Consider the following 21,500-nt stretch of genomic DNA (forward strand, 5'->3'; position numbering starts at 1 on the left):
ACTTTTTTGTGCGTTATTTTCTTATTTATTATTGCTTACTATAATTAAAGCTGCAAGAAATAATAAAAATTATGGAGTGATATCATGAGTGTAAAAAATATTTTGGAAAAAAGACGTTCAGTTAGACATTATGATCCAAGTTATAAAATTAGTTCAGAAATTATAACTTCTTTAGTTGAGACTGCAAGCAAATCCCCTAATGGGAATAATATCCAAGCTACACGTTACTTAATAATTGATGAACCTGACTTAAGAAATTTAATATTGCCTATAGCTTTTAATCAGCAACAAGTAATAGAAGCTTCAACTTTAATTGTTATGTTGGGAGATTATCAGGCATTCGATAAAGAAAATATTATTAGGATACATGAAGAAGGCTTTCAAGCAGGTTATTTTGACGAATCACTAAGAGATTATCTAGCGCATGCTGCGATAAATTATTATAAAAATAAATCAACTGAAGATTTAAAGATAGAATTAACTAGAGATGTAAGTCTTGCCTCAATGTCATTAATCTTGTTAGCAAATGAAGCGGGCTTTGACACAATTACTATGTCAGGCTATGATTCTAAAAAGTTAAAAGACGCCTTAAATATTTCTGAAAGATATTTAGATGTTATGCTAATAGCGATTGGTAAAGGGACGAAGGCTGGTCACAAAACCGTAAGACACAATGTAAATGAGATAATTTATAAAAACGAAATAATATAGTGCTTTTTAGAGCCTAAATTAGATAGTCATGAAATAGGTTATCTTAAGAAAAACCACAAATAGACCAGGCGCTTTTGTGGAAAAAATGCCCAGGCTCAAGATTTATTGAGTGCCTGGGCCCTGTAATAACATTTTTCTTTCAATAATTGCAAGAAAATCAGTCAAAAATTACTTCTCCTGTTTTCTCTATCTTAATACGTGTAGGTTTATTTTCACCTGTTGCCATTTCAATTTTGAAAATCATTCAACACATCTTTAACTATTGCAACATCATATTCTTCATAATTATCATCATCTAGTTCTAACCCGTTATCAGAATCGTAGAAAGTGTTAGCTTCACAAACACTAGTCTTTTCATCTTCCCACAGAATTTCTAATTTTGACTTTGATGTCCTATTATCATAATTCATTGCCAACTTCGGTTTTTTTAAGGTGCAGTTGGACAATCCAATACTATTTTATCCCATTATAAATAGTTAAATAATGATCCGTTTTGGAATCAAAGTAATCATCAATTTTTTCCTAAGTCCACACTTTCTTTATTTTTTTTACCATATTACCTTTTCCGCTTATATTAGTTCCAAACGTTACATGAACAAAGGATATTGATATCTCTAACCAAAAATTTGTGCAGCAATAGCAAACAACTCTTTATTCCTATATGGCATTTTAATAGAATTCTTTATCATTATTGGAGGATTACTAACTTTAATAAATCCACTTTTCTCCAAGAACAACATTAACTCGTCATTACTGGATGGCACATCAATCCTTATCTTCCCTTGATGATTAATAACTAACCCATCGATTATTAAAGCAGCTGTTTGTGAATTTGGTGCTACAATAGGTCCTATTAATAGATTCTCTGGACCTAATATAGATAATCCAAATCCAATAATCTTCCCATTTTGATTTTTAACAACTAAACATTGTTTTGATTGATTTATCCTATTAAGAAGCAATTCCCCCCTCTTATCTCCAAATGCAGCAGAATCTAATTCAATAATTTTATGAATTTCTTCCTCTTTGTATCTTTCTAAAGTAATTTGAGGATGATTAAACAAATTAGTTGGAATATAATTATCACTTAAATATTTATGTACAGAATCAACCGTACTAAAACCCAATCTTTCATATAAAGGTTTTCCATCCTCGGTTGAAATTAACATGATTGAGGTATTTTGAGAAACACTGTCTATACACTTCTGAGTGGCCTTCTTGCCTAAGCCTAAGCCCCTATAATCTTCATTAACAATAACCATACCTATTGAAGCTAAATTAGTATCATAAGGTATAATTGCAGCACTAGAAACAATTTTCCCCACAGTATTTTTATGTCCGTATATTTTTCCAGATGCCATAACGGTTCTTACTTCATATTCATCATAATCCCAGCCAACTGATGTAGAAAGTTCTACTAAGCTTAAGACATCATATTTATCAAATTCCACTAATTTTAATTCTATTTTATTGTCAGTATACATGAAAAATCCCCCTATTTTATTTCTATTATTATCATAATTTACCATCTACCTTTATTCAATGAAACTACTCTGTCGTTGCAGAAACAATACTTTTACATATAACTAAAAAGAAGCAACCTTTCGGCTACTTCATCATCTGACTCAAAATATTATTTCTAACTGGTAATGTACAAACTCTATTATGGTAAATAATCATTTTGGGGTACAATCATAAGTTATACCCCACAAACCTTGCTATATAAGCATTTCTAGGCTTACCTAAAAATACTGTGCTCATAAAGATAGTCATAGGAAAGGTCAACAAACAAGTATTCATGTTCGTTGATGGCGATTGAAAAGGTTCTTGTAATTTCTCCTGTTTCAATATCACGATAAAGCTCAGAGATTTCCCCACTTTGATCGTTTCGCATTTTAATGATCGTTTGTAAGAAGTATGGGCGCCAGCTCCAATTTTTGTTGATGGCACGTGGCTGCAACTCCCAATTTCCATCTATTCGCATGACGTTAGGCGTTAATTGGAAACCATCCTCATTACAAATGTAAAGTCTAAAAGAATAGTTATCCAGTAATTCAGCTAAATGCTCTAATTGTGAGGCATTATCACTCGTTGGTTTCACACGGTGAACAATAGCCTCCAACTCTTCTCTTAATTTCTTTAGCTGCAAAAATTGCGCCTCTAGCATTTTCTTTTCAGACGTAATAAATTGCTGGCATTCTTTTTTAAATCGTTCCTTTAATACATCTTTATCGACAAGATTTCTAGCAGGGTTGGCTAAATAAGGACCTTGATAATAGCGTCCTCCGTTTTTCCAAGCAAATTGTAGCTGATAAACCGTTTCAATATCTTCGAATAAAAGATTGGCACCTATTTTATAAGCAAGACTGCCAATAGCAGAAATCATATCGGATTGAGCAGACCAAGAATCATAATTTAAATCACGTGTGTTGACTTTTAAAATATGGGGGGCCAATAATGCAATATGCTCTAAATGACTTTCAGCTCCGACCTCTTGGACAGCGATTTTTACCCCAAATGTCGTAAAATACCGCAGTGCATGGTGCAATTTATTAATATCGCCTAAAAATCGATGCTCAGATACGACAAACACGATTCTGTGTAAATCTTCTTCTCCAATATATTGTTGGATGATATTAAAATGACTCTCACCAAAATCCTGCATCAATAAATTAGGGTTACTTGGAATGTAAATATCAATATCAGATGCAATTTCATCAATTTGGGCGAGTGCTGCATGCAAAATTTTATGTTCCATATCTATTCGGTATTCTTCTGGAATGTCCTCATTATTGACAAAATCCTTTAAATTAATTTGCTGACCTTCAATTTGTAGATGTCCGGAAATTTCGTAGGCTATCACCGTATGCGCATCTGCGCTAAATATCGGCTGATAATACCCATGTATTTGATCTAAATTCGTTAACACTTCAATTGCGTCCATCTTCGAAACCTCCATTATGAATAACCTCTTATTTGTTATTCAAAAATAACAATATATAGTCTATAAATAGCTTAAAAAATGCTCTCTGACTGTATAATAAGTTGTTTATTGTAAAATCGCAACTTCACTTCTTAACATTTATAGCTTATCTAATAGAAATTTTCAGATCAACTTAGGTGTCATACTCATAATTTCCCATCATTTCCGACGACTTATTAACAGAAAAGGTTATTTTTTTACGCCATCTTGTCATGTTATGCTTTTGTTCTCATGAACATGTTATTGGTTCAAGGCTGTTCGCTCATTTTCCCTATTCATATTAATTTATGCTACGAGTGTCACTAGTGGTTGGGATAATAGATGATAATAATTCATAAAGTAGTCATTTACCCAGCACGGATGGACAATTTTATGAAAAAAGCAGTATTCCAAATGGTCAATTACGCCCCTGATGGAATACTGCTCGTCATTATTCAGACATGAAGAAATACCAAATGATCGCTATTACCATTAATGATAAGATAACAACTATCGTTACACGAAGTGGTGATACAGGAGCATCCCCACCCACTCGACCCGTTTGCCCATTGACCATAAAGCGATAAATTTTCTCTTTATAACGGAAAGAGGATAACCAAATCGGTAACATTAAATATTTGTATGTAATATCATCATGATTGGTCGAAAAACGTAAATTCGATACTACATCCGCGCTATTTTCCCAACGAATTTTTGAAGTGATTTGCGCATGAAGATGATCATGGATATCCCTTTTGGCTTGATTCCAGCCATCCTGTAAGCCGATGCTATATCGTTCAGATAAAAAGCCAGATACATACTCTGGTTTATAAGCCTTATTGTTTAAAAGATTAAAAGGCTCGATTTTTCGCATCATATTCTGATCATAGCGAGTAGTTGCACTTATTAAATGATCGTCGATAAATTCCTGATAAAAGCCGCTTGTGGAATACCAATCTGTTTCCGTATGTGTTTTCCCATCTTTATCTGTAACGGTGCGATGTCGTCCATATCGGGCAGAATATCTGGAGCTTGTTTTCGTATCAAACGTCCAGTATGGAAGATAGACCCCTTTAAAGGCATCAGGCCTAGCACTATTTTTGGCGGCTTTCGGTGTAAACCATCTACCTTTTATCCACTTTTGAAAATGTTCCCCAGCTTGCTTATCCGTTACTTCAAAAGCACATACACCATTTGGTGCTAGTGTGTTTTCAGCACTCGCTTCCATGACCTGATGGGAACCACAGTAAGGACAACTGTCGGCCACTTGCAACGCATCGTATATCGTTTCCGCGGCACAGGCTTCACATATGACTGTTTTTTTCTCTACACCCCAATTGAAATTGCCACGTTCCTCGGCTGTTAAAAAGTCCATTTCTCGAGCAGCTTTTTCTTCCTCTTGCTCAGGAGTTGCAATTTCTGTCTCAAAGCCACAATATGGGCAAGCTAGCTTACCTGTGGCAGGATTAAATTCAATTGTTGCGCTGCATGATGGACATTCTGCATCAAAATCAAGCTTTACTTGTTTGACATTCTCAACTTCTTGCGTTGACATGAATCATCCTCTCCTTACTTCACGTCATTTTCATCAAACACATCGCCACATTCAGGGCAGAACTTAGGTGGATTTGCAGGGTCTACTGGTGTCCATCCACATTTATCACATGCGTATAATAACGCTCCTGTAGGTTTTTTTGTCCCACATTCACTGCAGAACTTCCCTTTATTCACCGCTCCACATGCACATGACCAACCTTCTTCAACCGGTTTTGCCGTCCCACAATTCGAACAGAACTTCCCAGTATTTTCATGACCACATGTACATGTCCATGAATTATCTTCTTTTGCTGATTGATTTTGCCTATCCGCTTGAGCCATTTGTGCTTGCTTATTTTGTTCATTCATTTGATAAAGCTGACTAGCATTAATGCCACCTGCTTGTGCCGCCATGTTCATGCCCATAAATCCTGTCATTGCACCCGCCTCATTGTTGGCAGCTGCAATCATCGCTTCTGCCTGTGCCCCTGTTAAATGAGCCGCAGCCATTCCAGGGTCACGCATTACAGCACTGCGTTGAAGTTGCTTAATCATAGCCTCATCTTCTTCTGATGCTTTTAGTGTACTAATACCAAAAGACACAACAGCTAATCCGCGTGTTGCAAGCCATTTTTCCGATAATACTTTGTTAAGAGCCTCTGCTAATGCAGCAGTATGGGCAGGTATTTCACTATAGCGAACGCCGCTAGCAGAAATCTGTGCGAACGCCGGTTGTAGAGCTGTCATTAATTCTGACTTCAACTGGCTATCAATAGCAGCCCTTGTATATTCACGCTCTACATTGCCACAAACATTTGTATAGAATAGTAGTGGATCTATAATTTTATATGAATATTCGCCATGACAACGAATAGCAATATCAATATCTAAACCAATATTGCGATCAATCACACGGAAAGGGACAGGTGCAGGTGTTCCGTATTTATTCCCCACTATTTCTTTCTTATTAAAATAGTAAACTCGCTGATCTTTCGCAGGTTCTCCTCCAAATGTAAAACGTTTGCCAATTTGCTTAAAGGTCTCCATAATCCCCTGAGACAGGTCTGAGCCATACATGATTGAAGGTTCAGTTGACGTATCATAAACATACTCGCCTGATTCCGAAGAAAACTCTACGACTTTCCCCTGCTCAACGACCATCATACACTGCCCTTCGTTTATCGCAATAATAGAACCATTACTAATTATATTGTCATTCCCTTTATTGGACCCTCGTTTGGACGTGCGCTTCACACCTTTTGTCACAAGCACATCCGCCGATAATGCCTCACAATAGAAATATTCACGCCATTGATCCTCTAAAACGCCAGATAACGCGCCAATTCCCGCTTTTAATAAACCCATTTGATTTCCCACCTTCACATTGATATTTAGCTTATTTTATCATCTATAAACAATATGTAATACGCATAATCAGACAAATTGTTTCACTTTTCTTTATTCGCACATAAAAAAACGAGCAGCTCCTATGAGAACTGTCTCGTTTTCTTTTAAGAGAATGCCGCAATTGCTACAAGTACCCAAGCGATAATAAATAACATTCCACCTATGGGCGTAATCGCGCCTAGTTTTTTCACACCTGTCACGGCAAGGACATACAGGCTACCAGAAAAGAAAACAATCCCAGTAAACATTAGATATACCGCCCATGAAAGCAGACTAGAACTTCCTAGAAGCGTCTCATTTGAAAGAATACCTAAGCCGATAATCCCTAATGCATGGTACATCTGATATTGAACTGCTGTTTCCCAAATAGCTGCATAATGGGGGGATGCAAACTTATCCTTTAAAGCATGGGCCCCAAAAGCACCTAAAATAACACCAAGGCAGGCCAAAATCGCACCGAACGCTAAAAACATTTCCATTTAGGCTCTCTCCTATTTTGCCACAACGGCAATTTCTTTATATTTTGCATCCCAAGCAGGATCCACCTTACTTAAAGATACCGGACGCAATGTATCCTTACGTGCTAAAATATGTACAGACTGTGCAGTGGCCGCCACTGTACCATCCTCATGTAAAATTTCATAGCCATAGGTTGTTCGTAAGCGGTCATGCTTTTCTACCCAAGTACGAACCGTTGCCACCTGTCCGTAGTGCATCGCAGCCTTATAGGAAATCGATAAATCCATAACCGGTGATACATAACCATCTTCTTCTAACGCCGCATACTTAAAGCCCACATCACTTACAAGCTGCGTACGCCCAATCTCCATCCAAATTATATAGTTGGCATGGTAGACAACGCCCATTTGGTCTGTCTCTGCATATCGAATCTCAATCTGTTTTTCACTCACAAACATTTTCTTCACCTCGTCCTACATTATAGCGTAAAAGTATTGGTTTGGTGGGGTTTTTGCTCAATGAAAATAAGAGAGTTGAAAAATAAATGGAAGTTATTCTTGAATACCTAAAATAAATATGGATTTTTTATAAGATGAAATACAATTCATATAAACTCATATAAACCCTTTTAAGTGGGGTACCATCATTTTAAATAAAAGTATAAAAGTAATGAGCAGGTGTAATATTAAATATCTAAAAAATCACTATTTTTCTTGAAAGAGTGATTTCAGACTGTAGACAAATTCAAAAAATTTGAGAGTTTGCTTACAGTCTTTTTTCTTTTACAATGAAATAAAGTAAAGCCGTTGATGATTTCCACTACGGGCGGACGCTTTCCGCGGGAGTCGCCGCCCTTCGTTCCCATCAACTTCTACATAAAGTACCACATCTACATAGGTAAATTTTTGAGAAACCTCGAATCCTTTGAACTGTGCGAAGTGTCCAAGCCTTTCCCAATGTACAGAAAGTAAGCATCATCAAAAACTCATTCAACGCCATATTGGGGAACTGTATGTGGAGGAAGCTGAGCATTTACGCCATTCCTATGACATCAAACAAAATTATACAAGCGTAAAGAAACGATTGAGCACGTCTTTGCGGATGCAAAAGAAAAGCAAGGTATGCGATGGACAACCTTAAGAGGTCTAAAAAAATGGTCCATGCAGACGATGCTTACTTTTGCTGCCATGAATTTAAAGAAACTAGCTACTTGGACGTGGCAGACAGCTTAAGAGAGCATCTATGCTCGAAGAGTATGTTGGATACAGCAATGATTTACCAAATATGTCTAACTTTTTTGGTCAGATCTTTCATTTACTGTCCAATTTAATAATTTCTGATTTCCCGTTCCAATCTAATTTTGCTTCGATCTTATCATTTTCAGTTGTATAAACTTCACAGCCAGTACATTCGACATTGAATGAATGTACATTATTTTCATTGTTAAAAGTTTCTTCACCAATACCAACATCTAGAGATGTTGATGGATTCTTTATTTTATATACAAAAACTTCAGGTGCAGGTTCTTTTCCAATATATTTAATTGTAAATTCTCCAAATTCTCTTTCTTTAGTAACTTCAGTTTCATACTTAACAATCCAATTATTACTTTCACCAAAAATATTATATTTTTTTTCACCATCTGAACAAGCGCATAGAATCAAAACTGAAAAAAGAAATATAGTACCTAAAATTTTATTTAGTTTCACTTTTCTCCTCCTAATCAATATTTTCTCTAAACTATAAAATAACATCATGTTTTTCTTGAACAAAAACTGCTTCAACCTAACTTTAACATAATTATCCAAAAACGAAATCATCTATCATAAAATTAGAGGGTTTTTATAAAAAACTTTATTTCACAACCTTAATCAGGTTTTCTCTACGCAAGTCACATTCATCCCTTCCCACTAAATTGATTTCTCCATTCCTCGTAGCTTATGAATGGTATTGTGACACTTGGCGGTTTCACCTCTTTGTACGCTTTGTTAAAAGCTTGTTTGTATGTCAAACCTAAATCGGACATATAAGCATCAATACGAGCAGCCAATTTCTTTTGGTAAGTATCGTCCATGTAGTCTATGCCTCGTCGATATTCAGGTAACTTACCGTTAACCATGTAAATCGTATGGCAACGGCACTGAATATCCATTGATGCAACATCCCATAACCTCGGTGCTTTCGATTTCCACTTACCGTAATGAAAATAGCCATCTTTATCAGCTTTTTGTCCATCTAGCTTTCTATGAGACTTCCGAACCCTCGTATCAAGTGACGACATCCACACTTTGGTTAGCCACGCTGTTTTGCTAGCCTGTTCTTCCATAGCTAAATCAACTTGTGATCTAACTCGACCCCCTTCAGTACGAGCAACAAGGGTTGCCAGCTTTGGTCTCTAAATCGTCAAGGATTCGATTGATCTCCTGTTGATTCATGTTTCATCAACTTCTTTCGGATCATCGTTATCCTCGTTCAAAGATTCAAGCTCATTTCCATACAATTGAGCATCCTTCTGTATCTCTTCAAGTTCATAATCCACATCATCAACAATCGATAACTTAGAAAGGCGAGTACGCTCTGACACTAATCCTTTTAACGCTTGTGAAGCTTGAGCTTCCGATAACAAGTCGATAGGGATGTTGCACTTATACTCATACCAAACTTTCAAGTAATCATCCTTTGAGCAAATACCTTTTTTTTGCCCATGCACTACATAGCACTTTAATAGTTTCCCATGGGTCGATAACGGTTGCCCTTTCATTACCATCCGTATCAATGTAAAGCTATCGTGCTGAATAATCACAAATAGCTGTTTTCTTCCCTGACTCGTTGTCCAAATCATCAATAGAATTACGCAAATTAAAAAGCTCAATTGCCTCAGATAATTTATCAAGGCTTTGAGCTTGCTTGTCTAATACGTATGAAATTGGATTAACGAGCATGTAGCCTACCTTTGTGTCTACTATTTCAGCATCTAGAGGGTTATTAAGTGTATTGTTCACCTTGTCGTCAACACGGACCACATTGTCATTACCTTGAGCATAATCGGTTGGTTTATGTGTTAAAATCGATACTGCTGATAATTCTGCTTTATAACGGTTGTAGTTTAATAACCTTTTATTTCGTTCAGCTTTAGTTTCTGAAACGAGCTTATCAAGTAATAAAGGAGTAACGCATTTCTCGTCGATATAAGCAATGTATTCGTTCACTTTACCACCTCCTTATTTTGAATTGACACCTTTCACACTGGCAACATCGTAATCATCTAGAAGTAAGACATTGCCGAAAATGTGTGTGGATCAATATTAAATTCATCTTCATAAATTTCATCTGTTTTAGGATCTTTTTTGAAGGTGAGTTCCTTCAACTCCCTAATTGTATTCACGCATGAATCAGAACAAATGATTCGCTTGAAACGTTTCATCTTCTTTGTATTTTCAACGCGTGTGAGCTTCTTACAAGCAAACATACTAAAGCCTCGCTGTTTGTAGTAAGTAATTGTTTTTGGCTCGGCATTATAAGCTTTAATAATGGATTTCTTAAGCCCTTCTTCCTCAAGTTAAAAGCAAACCGAGTGCTGCCTTCAATGCGGCTCCTTCCACATCTCCTAATTCGATATAATAATCTGCAAAAGCTTGTTGTGTCACTGTTAATTTTGGTTCTATCAATGGCTCACCCCATTATGCTAATCGCTTATTTTACTCAAAAGAAAAAACCCTGTGTAGACAGAGTTTTTTTACTATTTTCTTATTAAAAATTCATTAAACAATGTGTCAATGTTACTTCTACATTTTCTAATTAATATATTTGAACTGTTTTTTCGTCCCTCACTATCTTGTTCTATCAAAGCGCTTATTTTATCCAACTCACTTAAATCGTCAGTTGTTTTTTCGATTGCCTCAAAGAGAGTATCTAATGATTTGGTAATTTCCTTTCTAAAAACATCAATATCCAGTTCTAAATTTGGGAAATACATACTTTCTGTTTTTAATTGAGCTGAAAGTGTAATTATTTTTCCTCTTATCTTTGTTTCCTCATCAAGTACATTACTTCTATTTGTTGAATATTGTTGGTACGAATCCCTAATTTTATCTATTTTTCCAATAATATCAGAGTCATCGATGAGTTTATTCCTTTCCAAAACTTTTTTATTATCTTTCAAAGTTTTCATATTTTTTGAGTAGGCAACATATTTCTGAAGCAAATTAAAACGTGTATTATTTAATTCATATAATTCCGTTATAATAGCTATAATTAGTTCATTCTTATTCAGTAAAAAGGTTGTGTGTATTCTTTCTCTTTCTGTTTGATCATTTAATTTAGCTGCATCCTTGGTAGCTACTTTGTTCGCTTCTATTATAAAATATGTTGTAGCAACTACCCCCATTGTCCCAATTGTTCCTCCAAGATAACTACCCCAAAAACCTAGCCATCCGTCTACATTTCCTTTTGAAAATTTAAACAAAGGAACATACATAAATGCAGATATAAGAAGTGGTATTACTAGTACAAACCCTAGAATAGTTAAAGGATATTTTTTTAAAAAGTTAATTAATTTCATACTTTCCCTCCCACTCCATCATAGAACAAAAGGTACGTACAAAACCTTAATAATTTTCTACTCTTTTAATACCACACCAAACTCTCCCTCTCAACTCATAGTGTTTTGGCTGTTTGATGCAGTTTTCAAAGCAAAAGAAAAAGCCTTCATCCGAAGATGAAAGCTTAAATATTGTGGTAATCCTAATGTCGAGTGCTCACTTTTGACATCATAGCAGAGAGTACCACGTTATTTCGTTAGGTTTTGATAAATACCAAGGGAAGAAACATTTACCTGTCCGACCTCCCCTCCATTTACACTGCAAATTCTTCGTGGTCAAAATCGTACTTATTTGGCTATTTTGGCTAAAAATGATTTGTTTCTTTAAGCGCACATAGTCCTTAGTTGTTGATAGGTGTTCAGCGATCTGTCTGTAGGTCATACCATCAAGTAAGCAATCATAAATCGTTATAAGTTGCTCGTCATCAATAAGGTTGTAGGCCACCTCTAATGCATAAACATAAGTACGTAGCTTTTCTAGTCGAGCTAATTGACCACGTTCACGTACATCCATTCTCTTGAGTTCTTCTGCACTACGAATGGAGCTCCCTTTTGGCATTGCTGCATCTATCCCATACTGAGCTACGCCCCAAGATCCCATTGAACTTGAACCAACATATAACACCCTTTCTAACCGATTGATTTCTTTCTTCCAGAAACGATAGTTTTTCACTAGATAATTAATGTCTGCCTCTGACCATACTTTTTTTACTGTTTGCCCTGTTAACATAAGTTTGCCCTCCTAAGTTGTGTTATAATATCTTATCTGACTAGCCTAGAAGGGCATAAACCAATTCGAGCTGTAGCGTGTGCAAACGCTCGGCTTTTTCTTTTCTTTAATGATTCATTCAATTTAACAGGGCTAATACATTTAAACAAAGTAAACACATATACCTTCCTTATTTTTTAAAAAAATATTAAACTTGCTAAAATTGTCCAATACATTATAATAATATGAGTAAAAAGGTTCTTTAACCTCATTAATAAACAACGAATAAAGAACCATTACACTTGAGCAATATGTCTCATTCAATTAGATTTATGGAGGAATAATATTTATGAAAAAAAAATTAATCGGATTTTCAGTTGCAGGTGCGCTCCTATTAGGAAGTGCGGGTGTTTATGCTAGTTCTAATAGTAAAACACTCGAAGTTTTCTATAATGTCAAAGATATCAAGATTAACCAGGTATCTAAGATGCCAGAAAACAAACCTTTTACATACAATGGTACTACTTATGTTCCATTACGCTTCATTAGTGAGCAACTTGGATCTCCAGTGGAATGGGATAGCGCTAATCAAACAATAAATATAGGGAAAACTAGTGAAAAATCTGCTTTTTACCCTGGAAGAGATCTAGATTATATGAACTTCCAAAGCGAAGTAGGTTTTAGCGATTTATATAGTTATTCATTTAACCAAAAAACAATTTCTGATAATATTGGAAATGATTACAGCAACTACATTACAATTTCAGCTAATTATAGGGGTGATCAATGGTCATTGCTTGAATTTCCTTTAAATGGTCAATTCAACACTTTTAAAACTATTTTTGGATTGACTGAAAAAAGTAAAAATATATCTACAGAATTAAAATTGGAGGTTTATCTTGATGAGAAATTACAAGAAACCTATACAATTTCTGCTGGTGAAATGCCAAAGAATATCGAATTAAAACTTAAAGGTGCCAATAAAATTGGCTTTAAATTAATTAAAAAAGAACGTACTGGAAATGATGCTACCGTTGGTCTATTTGATGCAAGATTTTATAAGTAAGGTATATTAAGGGAGGAGAAAAATCCTCCCTTTTACTCTTCCACTTCTGAACCACACACTTTACACTTTTCTTCTTCATAGCCCCAAAAATACTGATCATAAGCATCTGATTTTCCAAGCTCTCTACAAAGCGCAGAGAATATCGCTCGTTTGCGTTCTCTGTATATCACAGTTATAAACACCTCCCATATTCTAAATTTTCAAATTTTTAATCTTAAATTACCAGCCTAAAATTAACCTCAAATATCCAATTAGCTATGGTACAATAATCCAGCAAGGAGGTTTTTATACAGTTATGGAAATATTATTTGGAATTATACCTATTTTCTTTTTATTAATGTTTTATCTTGTACCAGTAATATTTATAGTCTGGTTCGTGCTTAAAATCATTAATATCCAAAAAGAACAAACTGAAATTCTATTAAGAATTGCTGACAAGTTAGAAAAGTAATGTAGTATGGAGAGCTTCTATAAAAAGCTCTCTAACTTCTCACAAACTGCAAAACTACCACTCACTTTGACAATTCGATAATTCCGATACCTAGTCATGTACTCCAGCACCAAACGTCTGATTTCATCGTTATCCTTCGCCTGAACAAATATTCAAGCAGGCAGAAGTACTTTTTGGGGTACATTATTCATCCATTTGCACCGCCTAATCTAATAGATATTCAATTTCGTATGTGCCACTTAGTTTCTTGGTTCCTGGGCAATATTCGCACTTGTCACATCGATGTGCATTTTTGCGCCCTAGCTTTGCATCTATGATGCTTACATCGATTGAACATATTCTTTCTCAAAGTAGAAACGTCCTGAATCGAAGTGTAAAACGGCTTTATCGGGTGGCGATTCTTTTGTAATTGCCACAATGTATAGATCATATAACGACCTGTATTTTGAAAGATGATTTCTTTATATACCCACATTTGCAACACATAATCGAAGGCTTGTACAAACGAAACCCAAGTATTGTATTTCTCGCTCCAGTAATGCTTTCGAAGCTCTTGAGTGCTCTTTACAAGGTGCTCCGTTGTTACTGCTATAAAATTCGCTAGTGCTTTAGTTGCCTCAACTGCCACCTCAATCATGTCAATGATGTTCTTCCTTTAAAAGTGTTCAATAGCATCACTAGGTTTTGCTAGGCTTGTACTAGTTATTGAATCCAATGCTTCTTGAAGTTCTTCTATTGTATTTTCACGTATACGACAGCGACGAAGGTCTACATTTGGACCGTTTAACCAAATCGGCTCCGTACCTGTATATTGATGTTTTACAGCAAGTACAAGTTTAGGATTGTCGAACTTCTATACAATACTTTTACTTATATCCGCAGGTACTTTACTACGGACATTTTCGTATTTGGAGATAGCCTCTACCCCTACTCCAAAATCAAAACTGAATCTTAACTGTGGAAGGGTTAAGATGGAGGGGAATTCCCAGACCGAAGTTAATAATCGTTGGCAAGAGAAGAATAAGGAGGGAGCAAAATACATTAGTGCACGATCAAGCGCGCGCAGCTTTATAAAAAATTATGCTTTAGAAGAAGATTTAGATGAGATTATGGAATTGATTTTAGAACGAAAACAAGTATTATTAGAAATGAAAATAGACCAAGACGGCATGTAGCTGTCTTGGTTTTTGTTGTTCTGTAGCCGCATTTACAATTCTTTTCTATACTATTCAAAACTAATTTCAAATACAAAAAAGAGCACCAATTTGGCACTCTATAGACTCGTAAATCTTCTTTCGTTATGGGAGAGATTGTAATAATTTGAATTAAATAAGTTTGCATTAGGTTCTTTAGTGACTTCAAAAGATATATATTTTTGCCCACCATTCTTTTCATAAGCAAAAATTAAATACTTTTCTATGACAGTACTTGTTTTTTCTTTTTCTAGTCCTCCAATTATAGCACCTAACGAACCAAAAATATTATCCCCCGCTATAGCTCTTCCAGCATTACTTACCCAGCTTTTTTGAATCTCAACATCTGTTTTTATTAGAATATCGGTAACTTTATTTATATCTAACTCGATTGTGTCTTGACCCCTCTCAAAAATGACCTTATCTGTGCATCTGTAAACAAAGGTTTCAGCACCTTCAGCAATTGGTAAACCAGCTATATGTTTTACTTTAATACATAAATCTGCATTGAATAGTTGTTGTCGAGCTCTTGAACCAAGTACTTTACTCTCTGCATCGAATTGTTCTCTCTTTCTATTAGCTTCTCTTTCTTTGCGTGCTTTTATAGCTTTAGCACTATATTCTCTTCTATAAAGTTGAATTAAAAATCCCTCAAATAGAGCAACTAGTACTAATAAAATAGCTAAAATTATAAAGTCCGCAGCTGTATTTCCTTGGGTGTTTAAAAATATACTAGACAAACCATACACGAAATATATTCCAACCAACGAAATGATTATTAGGTGAATAACTCTTTGCATCTAATCCCTCCTCATACACAAATATACATAATTTGGGGAGAATTCACCAGAGCTGTAATAATAGTTATCATAGCTAGTTTTATTTCTTTGATATTTCAGCCGACGGAAATAGGACAATGACATTTGAATAAGTAGATAAATTGTCGTTATCTTCTAAAAAGATAGAGTTAACATATGTTCATTAAAAATGCCCAGGCTCAAATTTATGAGTACCTGGGCTTTGATAATGATGATTTTCAATCCTGCCAATTACCATTTCTCATTATTTTTAAAATTTTTCAAATGGATGTACTCATCATTTTTCATTTTCTGCCAACTACTAATAGCATTCAAAATCAGCATAAAAATTACAAATAAAATAGAACCCACCATGTAATGACCTAAGAAAAAAATTACAAACGCCGCAACCAATAACGATATCATCAATAATATCGCTAAAATATGTATTTTATTATTCTTTTCTTCATTCATACACTCAACCTCCTATTAAATATCTTTTCTGTTATTTCAATACTTTATTATGGTTTATTTTACCACATTGATAAATTTCGCATATAATTTTTCTTACTTAAATACAAAACAAATTTGATTACTTTAAAATAATAACGATACTTATCAAACTTTATTTTGCACTAAATTGCTTTCTCGAATCCTCTAAGCTTATGAATGGTACTGTTACACTCGGACTCGGCGGCTTTTTGATTTACTAGAATTACTTAATCTCTTAAAAAAATGGGCTGGCGTTGTATGGGATGCTTCGAACAAGTTTGTTCAGCACTGGCCGCTCGTAAGTATGTCTTTCCCTAATAGTTAGGTTTTTTATAAATACCAAGAGAGGAAACATTTTTCTGTCTCCAACCTCCCCTCCAGTTTACAAGAAGAAAAGATTTTAAATACCTAATGTGTAACGAATGTAACATTTATACATCTATTACATTTGTACATGAACAAATTATAGTGTAGTCATGAATGCTATAATATTTGTATATCAGCAAACTGATGTTAAAAGCACTGAATGAATTTTCAAAAACCTCCAATTTTTAACTATATAAGGTATAATAACGTATAAAAAATACTAAATTAAACCTATTTCAAAGTGTTTAATTTAAAATATTTTGTAATTAAGGAGAATTATTGATGAAAATCCAAACCAATAATACATTAATTTATTTTAAAACTGAGGTAAATAAAAATATAAAAAATGAAAGCCTCTTAGATTTATTTGGAATTAAAAACAAAGATGAAGACGAAAATGAAAAAAATATCAAACCTAAATTCGAAACCAGATATGAAGATGGATATATACGTACATATCTTGTGAAATCGAATGGACAAAAATTAGTTAGAGTACTTGTTAAGGAGGTAAAACAAACCAAAGAAAACATGAAAGAGTCTATAGATATAGAGGATATGTTGATACAAGAGCTTGAAAAGGTATCTAATCCCCAAAAATATGAACAGAATACTTCTATTTTTGAAAAGGAAAAAAATATCTCTAAATATAAAACAGGTATTTGAGGACGAATAATATATACCATGATTAGTATTTATTATTAATTTGCGTGAAGGTTATAACTGATACCTAAATATAAATCTTATTAATTGCCACACTCTTTAATTGTGGCAATTAATTCGTAGGAGCCAAGGCCCCAATTCATGCAATCATCTTAACGATGCATGCTTAATACGTTTAATGCTTGTTGCTGATAGAGCCATGTGTAGCCCTATCCATCGCTGGGACTTGCCGTCTAACATCCAGTTCAACACTTGGACCTCTCTATCACCAGCAACTTCTTCGTTTAAATTTTGAACCTCAAAAAGCTTCTTTTCATACTCAGTAACACGTTTCCTATTTTTCGAACGTCTAATTGCATCCTGCATAATTGGATCGCCTACGCCGATTGCTGCCTTTGGTAGTGTTCTTTCTTTTAGCATAGGTTTGCCTTCAAACTGAGCTATCATGACTTATCTGACAAGCCATCAAAGGGCATAAACCAATTCGAGCAGAAGCGTGAACACGCTACAGCCTTTCTATATGGGCACCCTTATACCCAATTGTTGTTAAATAGTCTTTTCAAGAAAGCCAATGAGTTATATGAGCAAATTATTGAATCGGCAAAGGCGCTTTCGGTTTAGATTTCTTCGATTTTTACTAATATGAATGGTTCTCCCCCTCATTATTTGTTCATCTGTATGCTGTATCGTCTGTAACCCGATTGTGAGCTGTCACCTTTATGTAACGCAATACATAGAATACGGTTGTGGTAATTCATCACTATGTAAGTAAAGAGGTTATTGATTGAAATGACCAAAAATAATTCACTTTGGGTGATGGCCTATCTGCTGTTGCAGCAGGTTTAGCATCAAATGCTTTAAAAAAAACAAATAACCAAAATCCTCAAATCCAGTGATCAATCTAAGGTAGTAAAGGCTCTTCAAAAGCAAATAGACTATTTAATAAATGAATTAATGCAAGTTAAAAAGTCGATTACTAGAGCTTCTCCTAAACCTTAAAAGGTGACATTAAAATATAAAAAAGGAGGGTAAACCTTTGCAATACACTGTACAACCAACTTCAAACAATAGATTAATTCTCGACCTTAATAAAGCCATTAACGGCGAATATAATGCTATTCGATATTATGAACAATTGGCAAAGCTTGCTCCAAATGAGGAAGTTAAAAATCGTATACTAGAAATACAAAAAGATGAAATAAGACATTACCAAGGTTTTGTTTATACCTATACTTACCTTACAGCTCAACAACCAACTCTACAAATAAGCGAAACATTGCCACAGAACTTTAAGAATGGTATTTTAACGGCATTTAAAGATGAACAAGAAGCCGTGGAATTTTATCATCGTGTTGCTAGAGAATATAATATTCCTTATATTAGTAATCAATTCAGTTCCAATGCTTCAGATGAACAGAATCACGCAGTTTGGTTTTTATTCTTTATTAACCAATATTGATAATGAAATATTACCGGCTAAATGGTCGGTTTTTTTATTGATTATCAGGAATTACTTACAACCGCCAATCAAGATAGTGTATAACTCAACTAGTTGTTTTTACCCCATATTACACCTCGATAAAAATGGTTATTATTATTTCAAAAGTTAAAATTATACATATATAAGCACCCTTTTATAGGAATTAATGATAAAATATAAAGTGTTAAATTATCATAATTGGAGTGGTGTTTCAATGGAAAAATTCCGTGTAAGAAAATGGGTTAAATTGCACCCTCAAAAAGAGATACTAATCACAAGTGAGCACTACAAAACATTTGGGGATATTGGATTCATAAAAATAATAATTATTGCTACATATAAAGGAAAAACCTTATCTTTTGCCCCTCAACTTTTTGAAATTATGCCTTCACTTCCTTCTGTAGATACTGACACACTTTCTAAAATAGTAAAGGACTACACACAATTAGTAAGAGAACAGTATTTAAATAATAAAAAAAAGCCATCTCATTATTTTTAATACAAACCAGTTAGTATCAAAAAATTAAAGGACACTCAATATGAGCGTCCCTTGAATAATTTATTTCTTTGTCATGCTCAATGAAGTAGCTTTCCACGAATCACCAGAAACGAATGTAACTGCACCTAAACCATTTACGTATGATGCCATTGCTACAATACTGTTTGAACATGCCTTATCTAATTTCAAAACCACTCTATCAAGAGTGGTTTTTAGTCATCCTCATAATATTTGGGTTAATGTCTAAATACGCATTAATGCACCATCTGGTTTTGGTAATTCTTGAGCTGATATCTGATTCATTTTACAAAAATGTTTGAAAAATTGTTGTGCCAGCTCCCGTTCATTTGAATCACTTTTCAACGAAACTATATCAAGCAAAATTTGTGCCATCCACAAATTTTCAAAATAACGATATTTACCTGTTTTCCATATTATTTTTTCAGGGGATTTTTCGTTTATATAATATTTCCAGAAAAGTAACTGATTCGATTCTTGTTCTGTAAGCTGAATTCTGTATAAGGAATGAGCTGGAATGTATCCATCTTCACAAATTTTACCAACAAAATCTTCTTTCACCATATAGACACCTAAAATACGTCTGTCTTTTTCAGGCATTTTGGGATCTATTGCTGTTAAGACGACAGCACTATTTGGGTGCAATCGGCTCGGCTTGTTTGGCTTTCCTATGTTATTACCACTTTTCAATATTCCTGAAAAAACTTTCCACTCTGAAAAAGCACTATTCTGTTCATTTGTGTCACACCAAAAAACCATTTGAGAGGATGGATGTAGTTTATGGTTTTTCATAAGTTTTTCATGTTCCAAGCGAAGTGCCAATTTTTTTCGTTGTTGTTTTTTTTCCTCCTCCTTTTTTAGTTCCTCTTCTTTTCGTTCTTTTTCCTTTTTTTGTATAATTTCTTCAAGTAATTTAGCATCACTTTTATCATGTAATATTAGATGGTTTCCAAATACATCCGGATAAACAAACTTTTTATTTTCCGATGCGAAATGGATTTCAATACTAGAATCGTTATGCTTCACTATACTACCTATACCAAAACGCTTGTGTGTAACTTTCTTATTGATTAGATTCATTATTTTAGTCCTCCTTAAGGAATAAAAAACTTAATTACAATTAGATAGTAAATTAATACATTTATTTTCAACTAACTTCCTTAAAAGCTCACATAATTGTTTTGATTTTTTCTTTGGCTTATAAAAGGATATTAAAAAAACGTACCCAAACTCTATCAGCAAAAAGGACTTCAGAATTCAAAAATACGATTTTAAAAATAATTGTAACATTATTATAACATTTTTTTAGTAATTCCACAAATTTATTATTGACAACTCATTTTATCATAGGTTAAAATGAAAAATTATTCTCTGAAATAGTTTAGATTTTATCTATAACTGAAGAACTGTTAGTCAGAAAAAGCCCCGGCTCAAAATTAATTGAGTACCTGGGCTTTTAAAATTTCATCGTATACCTTTAGTAATTCACTATTTGAAAGCCACCAAAATATCTCGCTGAAATCAGGTGTATCTCTATCGCAATATTTTTAAAGCTTTTATCCGTTCGTGTCAAACATACTTCATGAGTCAAAAATAAATCTGATATTTGCATTATTAATGATATTAAATACTCTTCCATAAATTTGATGACTTATTTTATTTATATATACAATTCATGTCAAATTTCCTAAAATGGTAAATAGAAGATAGATAAATCGAGGTGGAATGTATGAATAATTGTCCTAATTGTTTAGCCAATACTCCTTTTAAAAAAGTATATCGAGATGGTTTAGTATTTGTGAAATGTGAGTATTGTAATACAATTTTTGAAGATAAAACAACAACGAAAAAAACGAGAGAAGTGTCAGAGAGAATACGTAACGAAATTCAAAATGATGTGCAAAATGAAAAATCTTCAGGTAAGGTTTTCGTAATTGTAATTGGACTTATGATCCTGATTTTCATTATAGATACTTTATCTAAATTAAATTAAATGATAGCAATTTGAAAAAGAATAAAAACCCAGATACACAAGTACCTGGGTTTTCTTTAAGGAACTATATGGATCAATTTTCCCATGGTGGGTATTGTACA

The 21,500-nt window shown here is 34.1% G+C and carries 26 protein-coding genes and 1 pseudogene; 8 read left to right on the top strand and 19 right to left on the bottom strand.

The window, feature by feature from the left end; translation table 11 throughout:
- The first annotated feature begins 84 nt into the window (after nucleotides 1–84).
- The gene (locus A2J09_RS08310; RefSeq protein WP_012294702.1) at nucleotides 85–711 is read left to right on the top strand and encodes a nitroreductase family protein; all 627 of its coding nucleotides are present in this window, start codon (nucleotides 85–87) and stop codon (nucleotides 709–711) included.
- Between the two features lie 614 nt (nucleotides 712–1,325).
- Here A2J09_RS08310 and A2J09_RS08320 read toward each other — a convergent pair.
- From A2J09_RS08320 to A2J09_RS08345, 6 genes are all read right to left on the bottom strand, one after another.
- Entirely contained in the window at nucleotides 1,326–2,195 is an 870-nt protein-coding gene (locus A2J09_RS08320) for a GNAT family N-acetyltransferase (protein ID WP_012294703.1), read from the bottom strand.
- A 254-nt stretch (nucleotides 2,196–2,449) separates the two neighbouring features.
- A complete protein-coding gene (locus A2J09_RS08325) occupies nucleotides 2,450–3,655 on the bottom strand; it encodes an EAL domain-containing protein (RefSeq protein WP_031416080.1) in 1,206 nt (401 codons plus the stop codon).
- 469 nt (nucleotides 3,656–4,124) lie between these two features.
- Nucleotides 4,125–5,228, bottom strand: coding sequence for a TFIIB-type zinc ribbon-containing protein (locus A2J09_RS08330; RefSeq protein ID WP_012294705.1), 1,104 nt, complete (start codon nucleotides 5,226–5,228; stop codon nucleotides 4,125–4,127).
- A gap of 14 nt (nucleotides 5,229–5,242) precedes the next feature.
- Nucleotides 5,243–6,574 (bottom strand): SPFH domain-containing protein, encoded by a 1,332-nt coding sequence (locus tag A2J09_RS08335; RefSeq protein ID WP_031416084.1) that lies wholly within the window; start codon nucleotides 6,572–6,574, stop codon nucleotides 5,243–5,245.
- Nucleotides 6,575–6,720: 146 nt separating this feature from the next.
- Nucleotides 6,721–7,095 carry a DUF423 domain-containing protein gene (locus A2J09_RS08340; protein ID WP_012294707.1) on the bottom strand — a complete coding sequence of 125 codons (375 nt, stop codon included), beginning with the start codon at nucleotides 7,093–7,095 and terminating at the stop codon, nucleotides 6,721–6,723.
- Between the two features lie 12 nt (nucleotides 7,096–7,107).
- Nucleotides 7,108–7,533 (bottom strand): acyl-CoA thioesterase, encoded by a 426-nt coding sequence (locus tag A2J09_RS08345; protein WP_031416085.1) that lies wholly within the window; start codon nucleotides 7,531–7,533, stop codon nucleotides 7,108–7,110.
- Nucleotides 7,534–7,990: 457 nt separating this feature from the next.
- Here A2J09_RS08345 and A2J09_RS22935 point away from each other — a divergent pair.
- Nucleotides 7,991–8,307 (top strand): annotated as a pseudogene (locus tag A2J09_RS22935) (transposase); the annotation flags it as partial.
- A 78-nt stretch (nucleotides 8,308–8,385) separates the two neighbouring features.
- Here the strand turns inward: A2J09_RS22935 and A2J09_RS08350 are convergent.
- The 7 genes from A2J09_RS08350 to A2J09_RS08380 all read right to left on the bottom strand — a co-directional run bounded on the left by A2J09_RS08350 (nucleotide 8,386) and on the right by A2J09_RS08380 (nucleotide 12,405).
- Entirely contained in the window at nucleotides 8,386–8,784 is a 399-nt protein-coding gene (locus A2J09_RS08350; RefSeq protein ID WP_036161838.1) for a hypothetical protein, read from the bottom strand.
- 188 nt (nucleotides 8,785–8,972) lie between these two features.
- Nucleotides 8,973–9,461 carry a phage minor head protein gene (locus A2J09_RS08355; RefSeq protein ID WP_080695206.1) on the bottom strand — a complete coding sequence of 163 codons (489 nt, stop codon included), beginning with the start codon at nucleotides 9,459–9,461 and terminating at the stop codon, nucleotides 8,973–8,975.
- Nucleotides 9,462–9,506: 45 nt separating this feature from the next.
- Nucleotides 9,507–9,917, bottom strand: a complete 411-nt coding sequence (locus A2J09_RS23930; RefSeq protein WP_206701078.1) for a phage portal protein — start codon at nucleotides 9,915–9,917, stop codon at nucleotides 9,507–9,509.
- Complete coding sequence (locus A2J09_RS23935) at nucleotides 9,859–10,284, bottom strand: phage portal protein (RefSeq protein WP_012294713.1); 426 nt, start codon at nucleotides 10,282–10,284, stop codon at nucleotides 9,859–9,861. Before A2J09_RS23935 ends, A2J09_RS23930 begins: the two co-directional genes overlap by 59 nt.
- 56 nt (nucleotides 10,285–10,340) lie before the next feature.
- Nucleotides 10,341–10,607, bottom strand: coding sequence for a terminase large subunit (locus A2J09_RS08370; RefSeq protein ID WP_309150427.1), 267 nt, complete (start codon nucleotides 10,605–10,607; stop codon nucleotides 10,341–10,343).
- Between the two features lie 207 nt (nucleotides 10,608–10,814).
- Nucleotides 10,815–11,636: a hypothetical protein gene (locus A2J09_RS08375; protein ID WP_012294716.1), complete on the bottom strand. Its 822-nt coding sequence runs from the start codon at nucleotides 11,634–11,636 to the stop codon at nucleotides 10,815–10,817.
- Between the two features lie 208 nt (nucleotides 11,637–11,844).
- Complete coding sequence (locus tag A2J09_RS08380) at nucleotides 11,845–12,405, bottom strand: hypothetical protein (RefSeq protein WP_012294717.1); 561 nt, start codon at nucleotides 12,403–12,405, stop codon at nucleotides 11,845–11,847.
- Between the two features lie 328 nt (nucleotides 12,406–12,733).
- Here A2J09_RS08380 and A2J09_RS08385 point away from each other — a divergent pair, with 328 nt between their 5' ends.
- Nucleotides 12,734–13,450, top strand: coding sequence for a copper amine oxidase N-terminal domain-containing protein (locus A2J09_RS08385; protein ID WP_012294718.1), 717 nt, complete (start codon nucleotides 12,734–12,736; stop codon nucleotides 13,448–13,450).
- A gap of 32 nt (nucleotides 13,451–13,482) precedes the next feature.
- Here the strand turns inward: A2J09_RS08385 and A2J09_RS23700 are convergent, their stop codons facing one another.
- Entirely contained in the window at nucleotides 13,483–13,620 is a 138-nt protein-coding gene (locus A2J09_RS23700) for a hypothetical protein (protein ID WP_012294719.1), read from the bottom strand.
- 555 nt (nucleotides 13,621–14,175) lie between these two features.
- Nucleotides 14,176–14,538, bottom strand: coding sequence for a PD-(D/E)XK nuclease-like domain-containing protein (locus A2J09_RS08390; protein ID WP_051563255.1), 363 nt, complete (start codon nucleotides 14,536–14,538; stop codon nucleotides 14,176–14,178).
- Between the two features lie 334 nt (nucleotides 14,539–14,872).
- Between A2J09_RS08390 and A2J09_RS08395 the strand changes: the two genes are divergently transcribed.
- The gene (locus tag A2J09_RS08395) at nucleotides 14,873–15,076 is read left to right on the top strand and encodes a hypothetical protein (protein WP_012294721.1); all 204 of its coding nucleotides are present in this window, start codon (nucleotides 14,873–14,875) and stop codon (nucleotides 15,074–15,076) included.
- 98 nt (nucleotides 15,077–15,174) lie between these two features.
- On the opposite strand, the gene A2J09_RS08400 is transcribed toward A2J09_RS08395, so the two are convergent.
- Both A2J09_RS08400 and A2J09_RS08405 read right to left on the bottom strand, forming a co-directional pair.
- Complete coding sequence (locus tag A2J09_RS08400; RefSeq protein WP_012294722.1) at nucleotides 15,175–15,894, bottom strand: hypothetical protein; 720 nt, start codon at nucleotides 15,892–15,894, stop codon at nucleotides 15,175–15,177.
- Nucleotides 15,895–16,143: 249 nt separating this feature from the next.
- Nucleotides 16,144–16,365 (bottom strand): hypothetical protein, encoded by a 222-nt coding sequence (locus A2J09_RS08405; protein ID WP_036161846.1) that lies wholly within the window; start codon nucleotides 16,363–16,365, stop codon nucleotides 16,144–16,146.
- A 666-nt stretch (nucleotides 16,366–17,031) separates the two neighbouring features.
- Here A2J09_RS08405 and A2J09_RS08410 point away from each other — a divergent pair.
- A complete protein-coding gene (locus tag A2J09_RS08410; RefSeq protein WP_012294724.1) occupies nucleotides 17,032–17,412 on the top strand; it encodes a hypothetical protein in 381 nt (126 codons plus the stop codon).
- Nucleotides 17,413–17,556: 144 nt separating this feature from the next.
- Here the strand turns inward: A2J09_RS08410 and A2J09_RS08415 are convergent, their stop codons facing one another.
- Nucleotides 17,557–17,829 (bottom strand): hypothetical protein, encoded by a 273-nt coding sequence (locus A2J09_RS08415; protein ID WP_227256854.1) that lies wholly within the window; start codon nucleotides 17,827–17,829, stop codon nucleotides 17,557–17,559.
- A 616-nt stretch (nucleotides 17,830–18,445) separates the two neighbouring features.
- Between A2J09_RS08415 and A2J09_RS08425 the strand changes: the two genes are divergently transcribed.
- Nucleotides 18,446–18,868 carry a ferritin-like domain-containing protein gene (locus tag A2J09_RS08425; RefSeq protein WP_012294726.1) on the top strand — a complete coding sequence of 141 codons (423 nt, stop codon included), beginning with the start codon at nucleotides 18,446–18,448 and terminating at the stop codon, nucleotides 18,866–18,868.
- A 235-nt stretch (nucleotides 18,869–19,103) separates the two neighbouring features.
- Nucleotides 19,104–19,388 (top strand): hypothetical protein, encoded by a 285-nt coding sequence (locus tag A2J09_RS08430; protein WP_012294727.1) that lies wholly within the window; start codon nucleotides 19,104–19,106, stop codon nucleotides 19,386–19,388.
- 243 nt (nucleotides 19,389–19,631) lie between these two features.
- Here A2J09_RS08430 and A2J09_RS08435 read toward each other — a convergent pair whose 3' ends face one another.
- Nucleotides 19,632–20,486 carry a hypothetical protein gene (locus A2J09_RS08435; RefSeq protein WP_012294729.1) on the bottom strand — a complete coding sequence of 285 codons (855 nt, stop codon included), beginning with the start codon at nucleotides 20,484–20,486 and terminating at the stop codon, nucleotides 19,632–19,634.
- Nucleotides 20,487–21,135: 649 nt separating this feature from the next.
- Between A2J09_RS08435 and A2J09_RS08440 the strand changes: the two genes are divergently transcribed.
- Nucleotides 21,136–21,399: a hypothetical protein gene (locus A2J09_RS08440; RefSeq protein WP_012294730.1), complete on the top strand. Its 264-nt coding sequence runs from the start codon at nucleotides 21,136–21,138 to the stop codon at nucleotides 21,397–21,399.
- Nucleotides 21,400–21,500: the final 101 nt, after the last annotated feature.

Origin of the sequence: Lysinibacillus sphaericus (assembly GCF_001629735.1) — a bacterium.
In the GTDB taxonomy this organism is placed as follows: domain Bacteria; phylum Bacillota; class Bacilli; order Bacillales_A; family Planococcaceae; genus Lysinibacillus; species Lysinibacillus pinottii.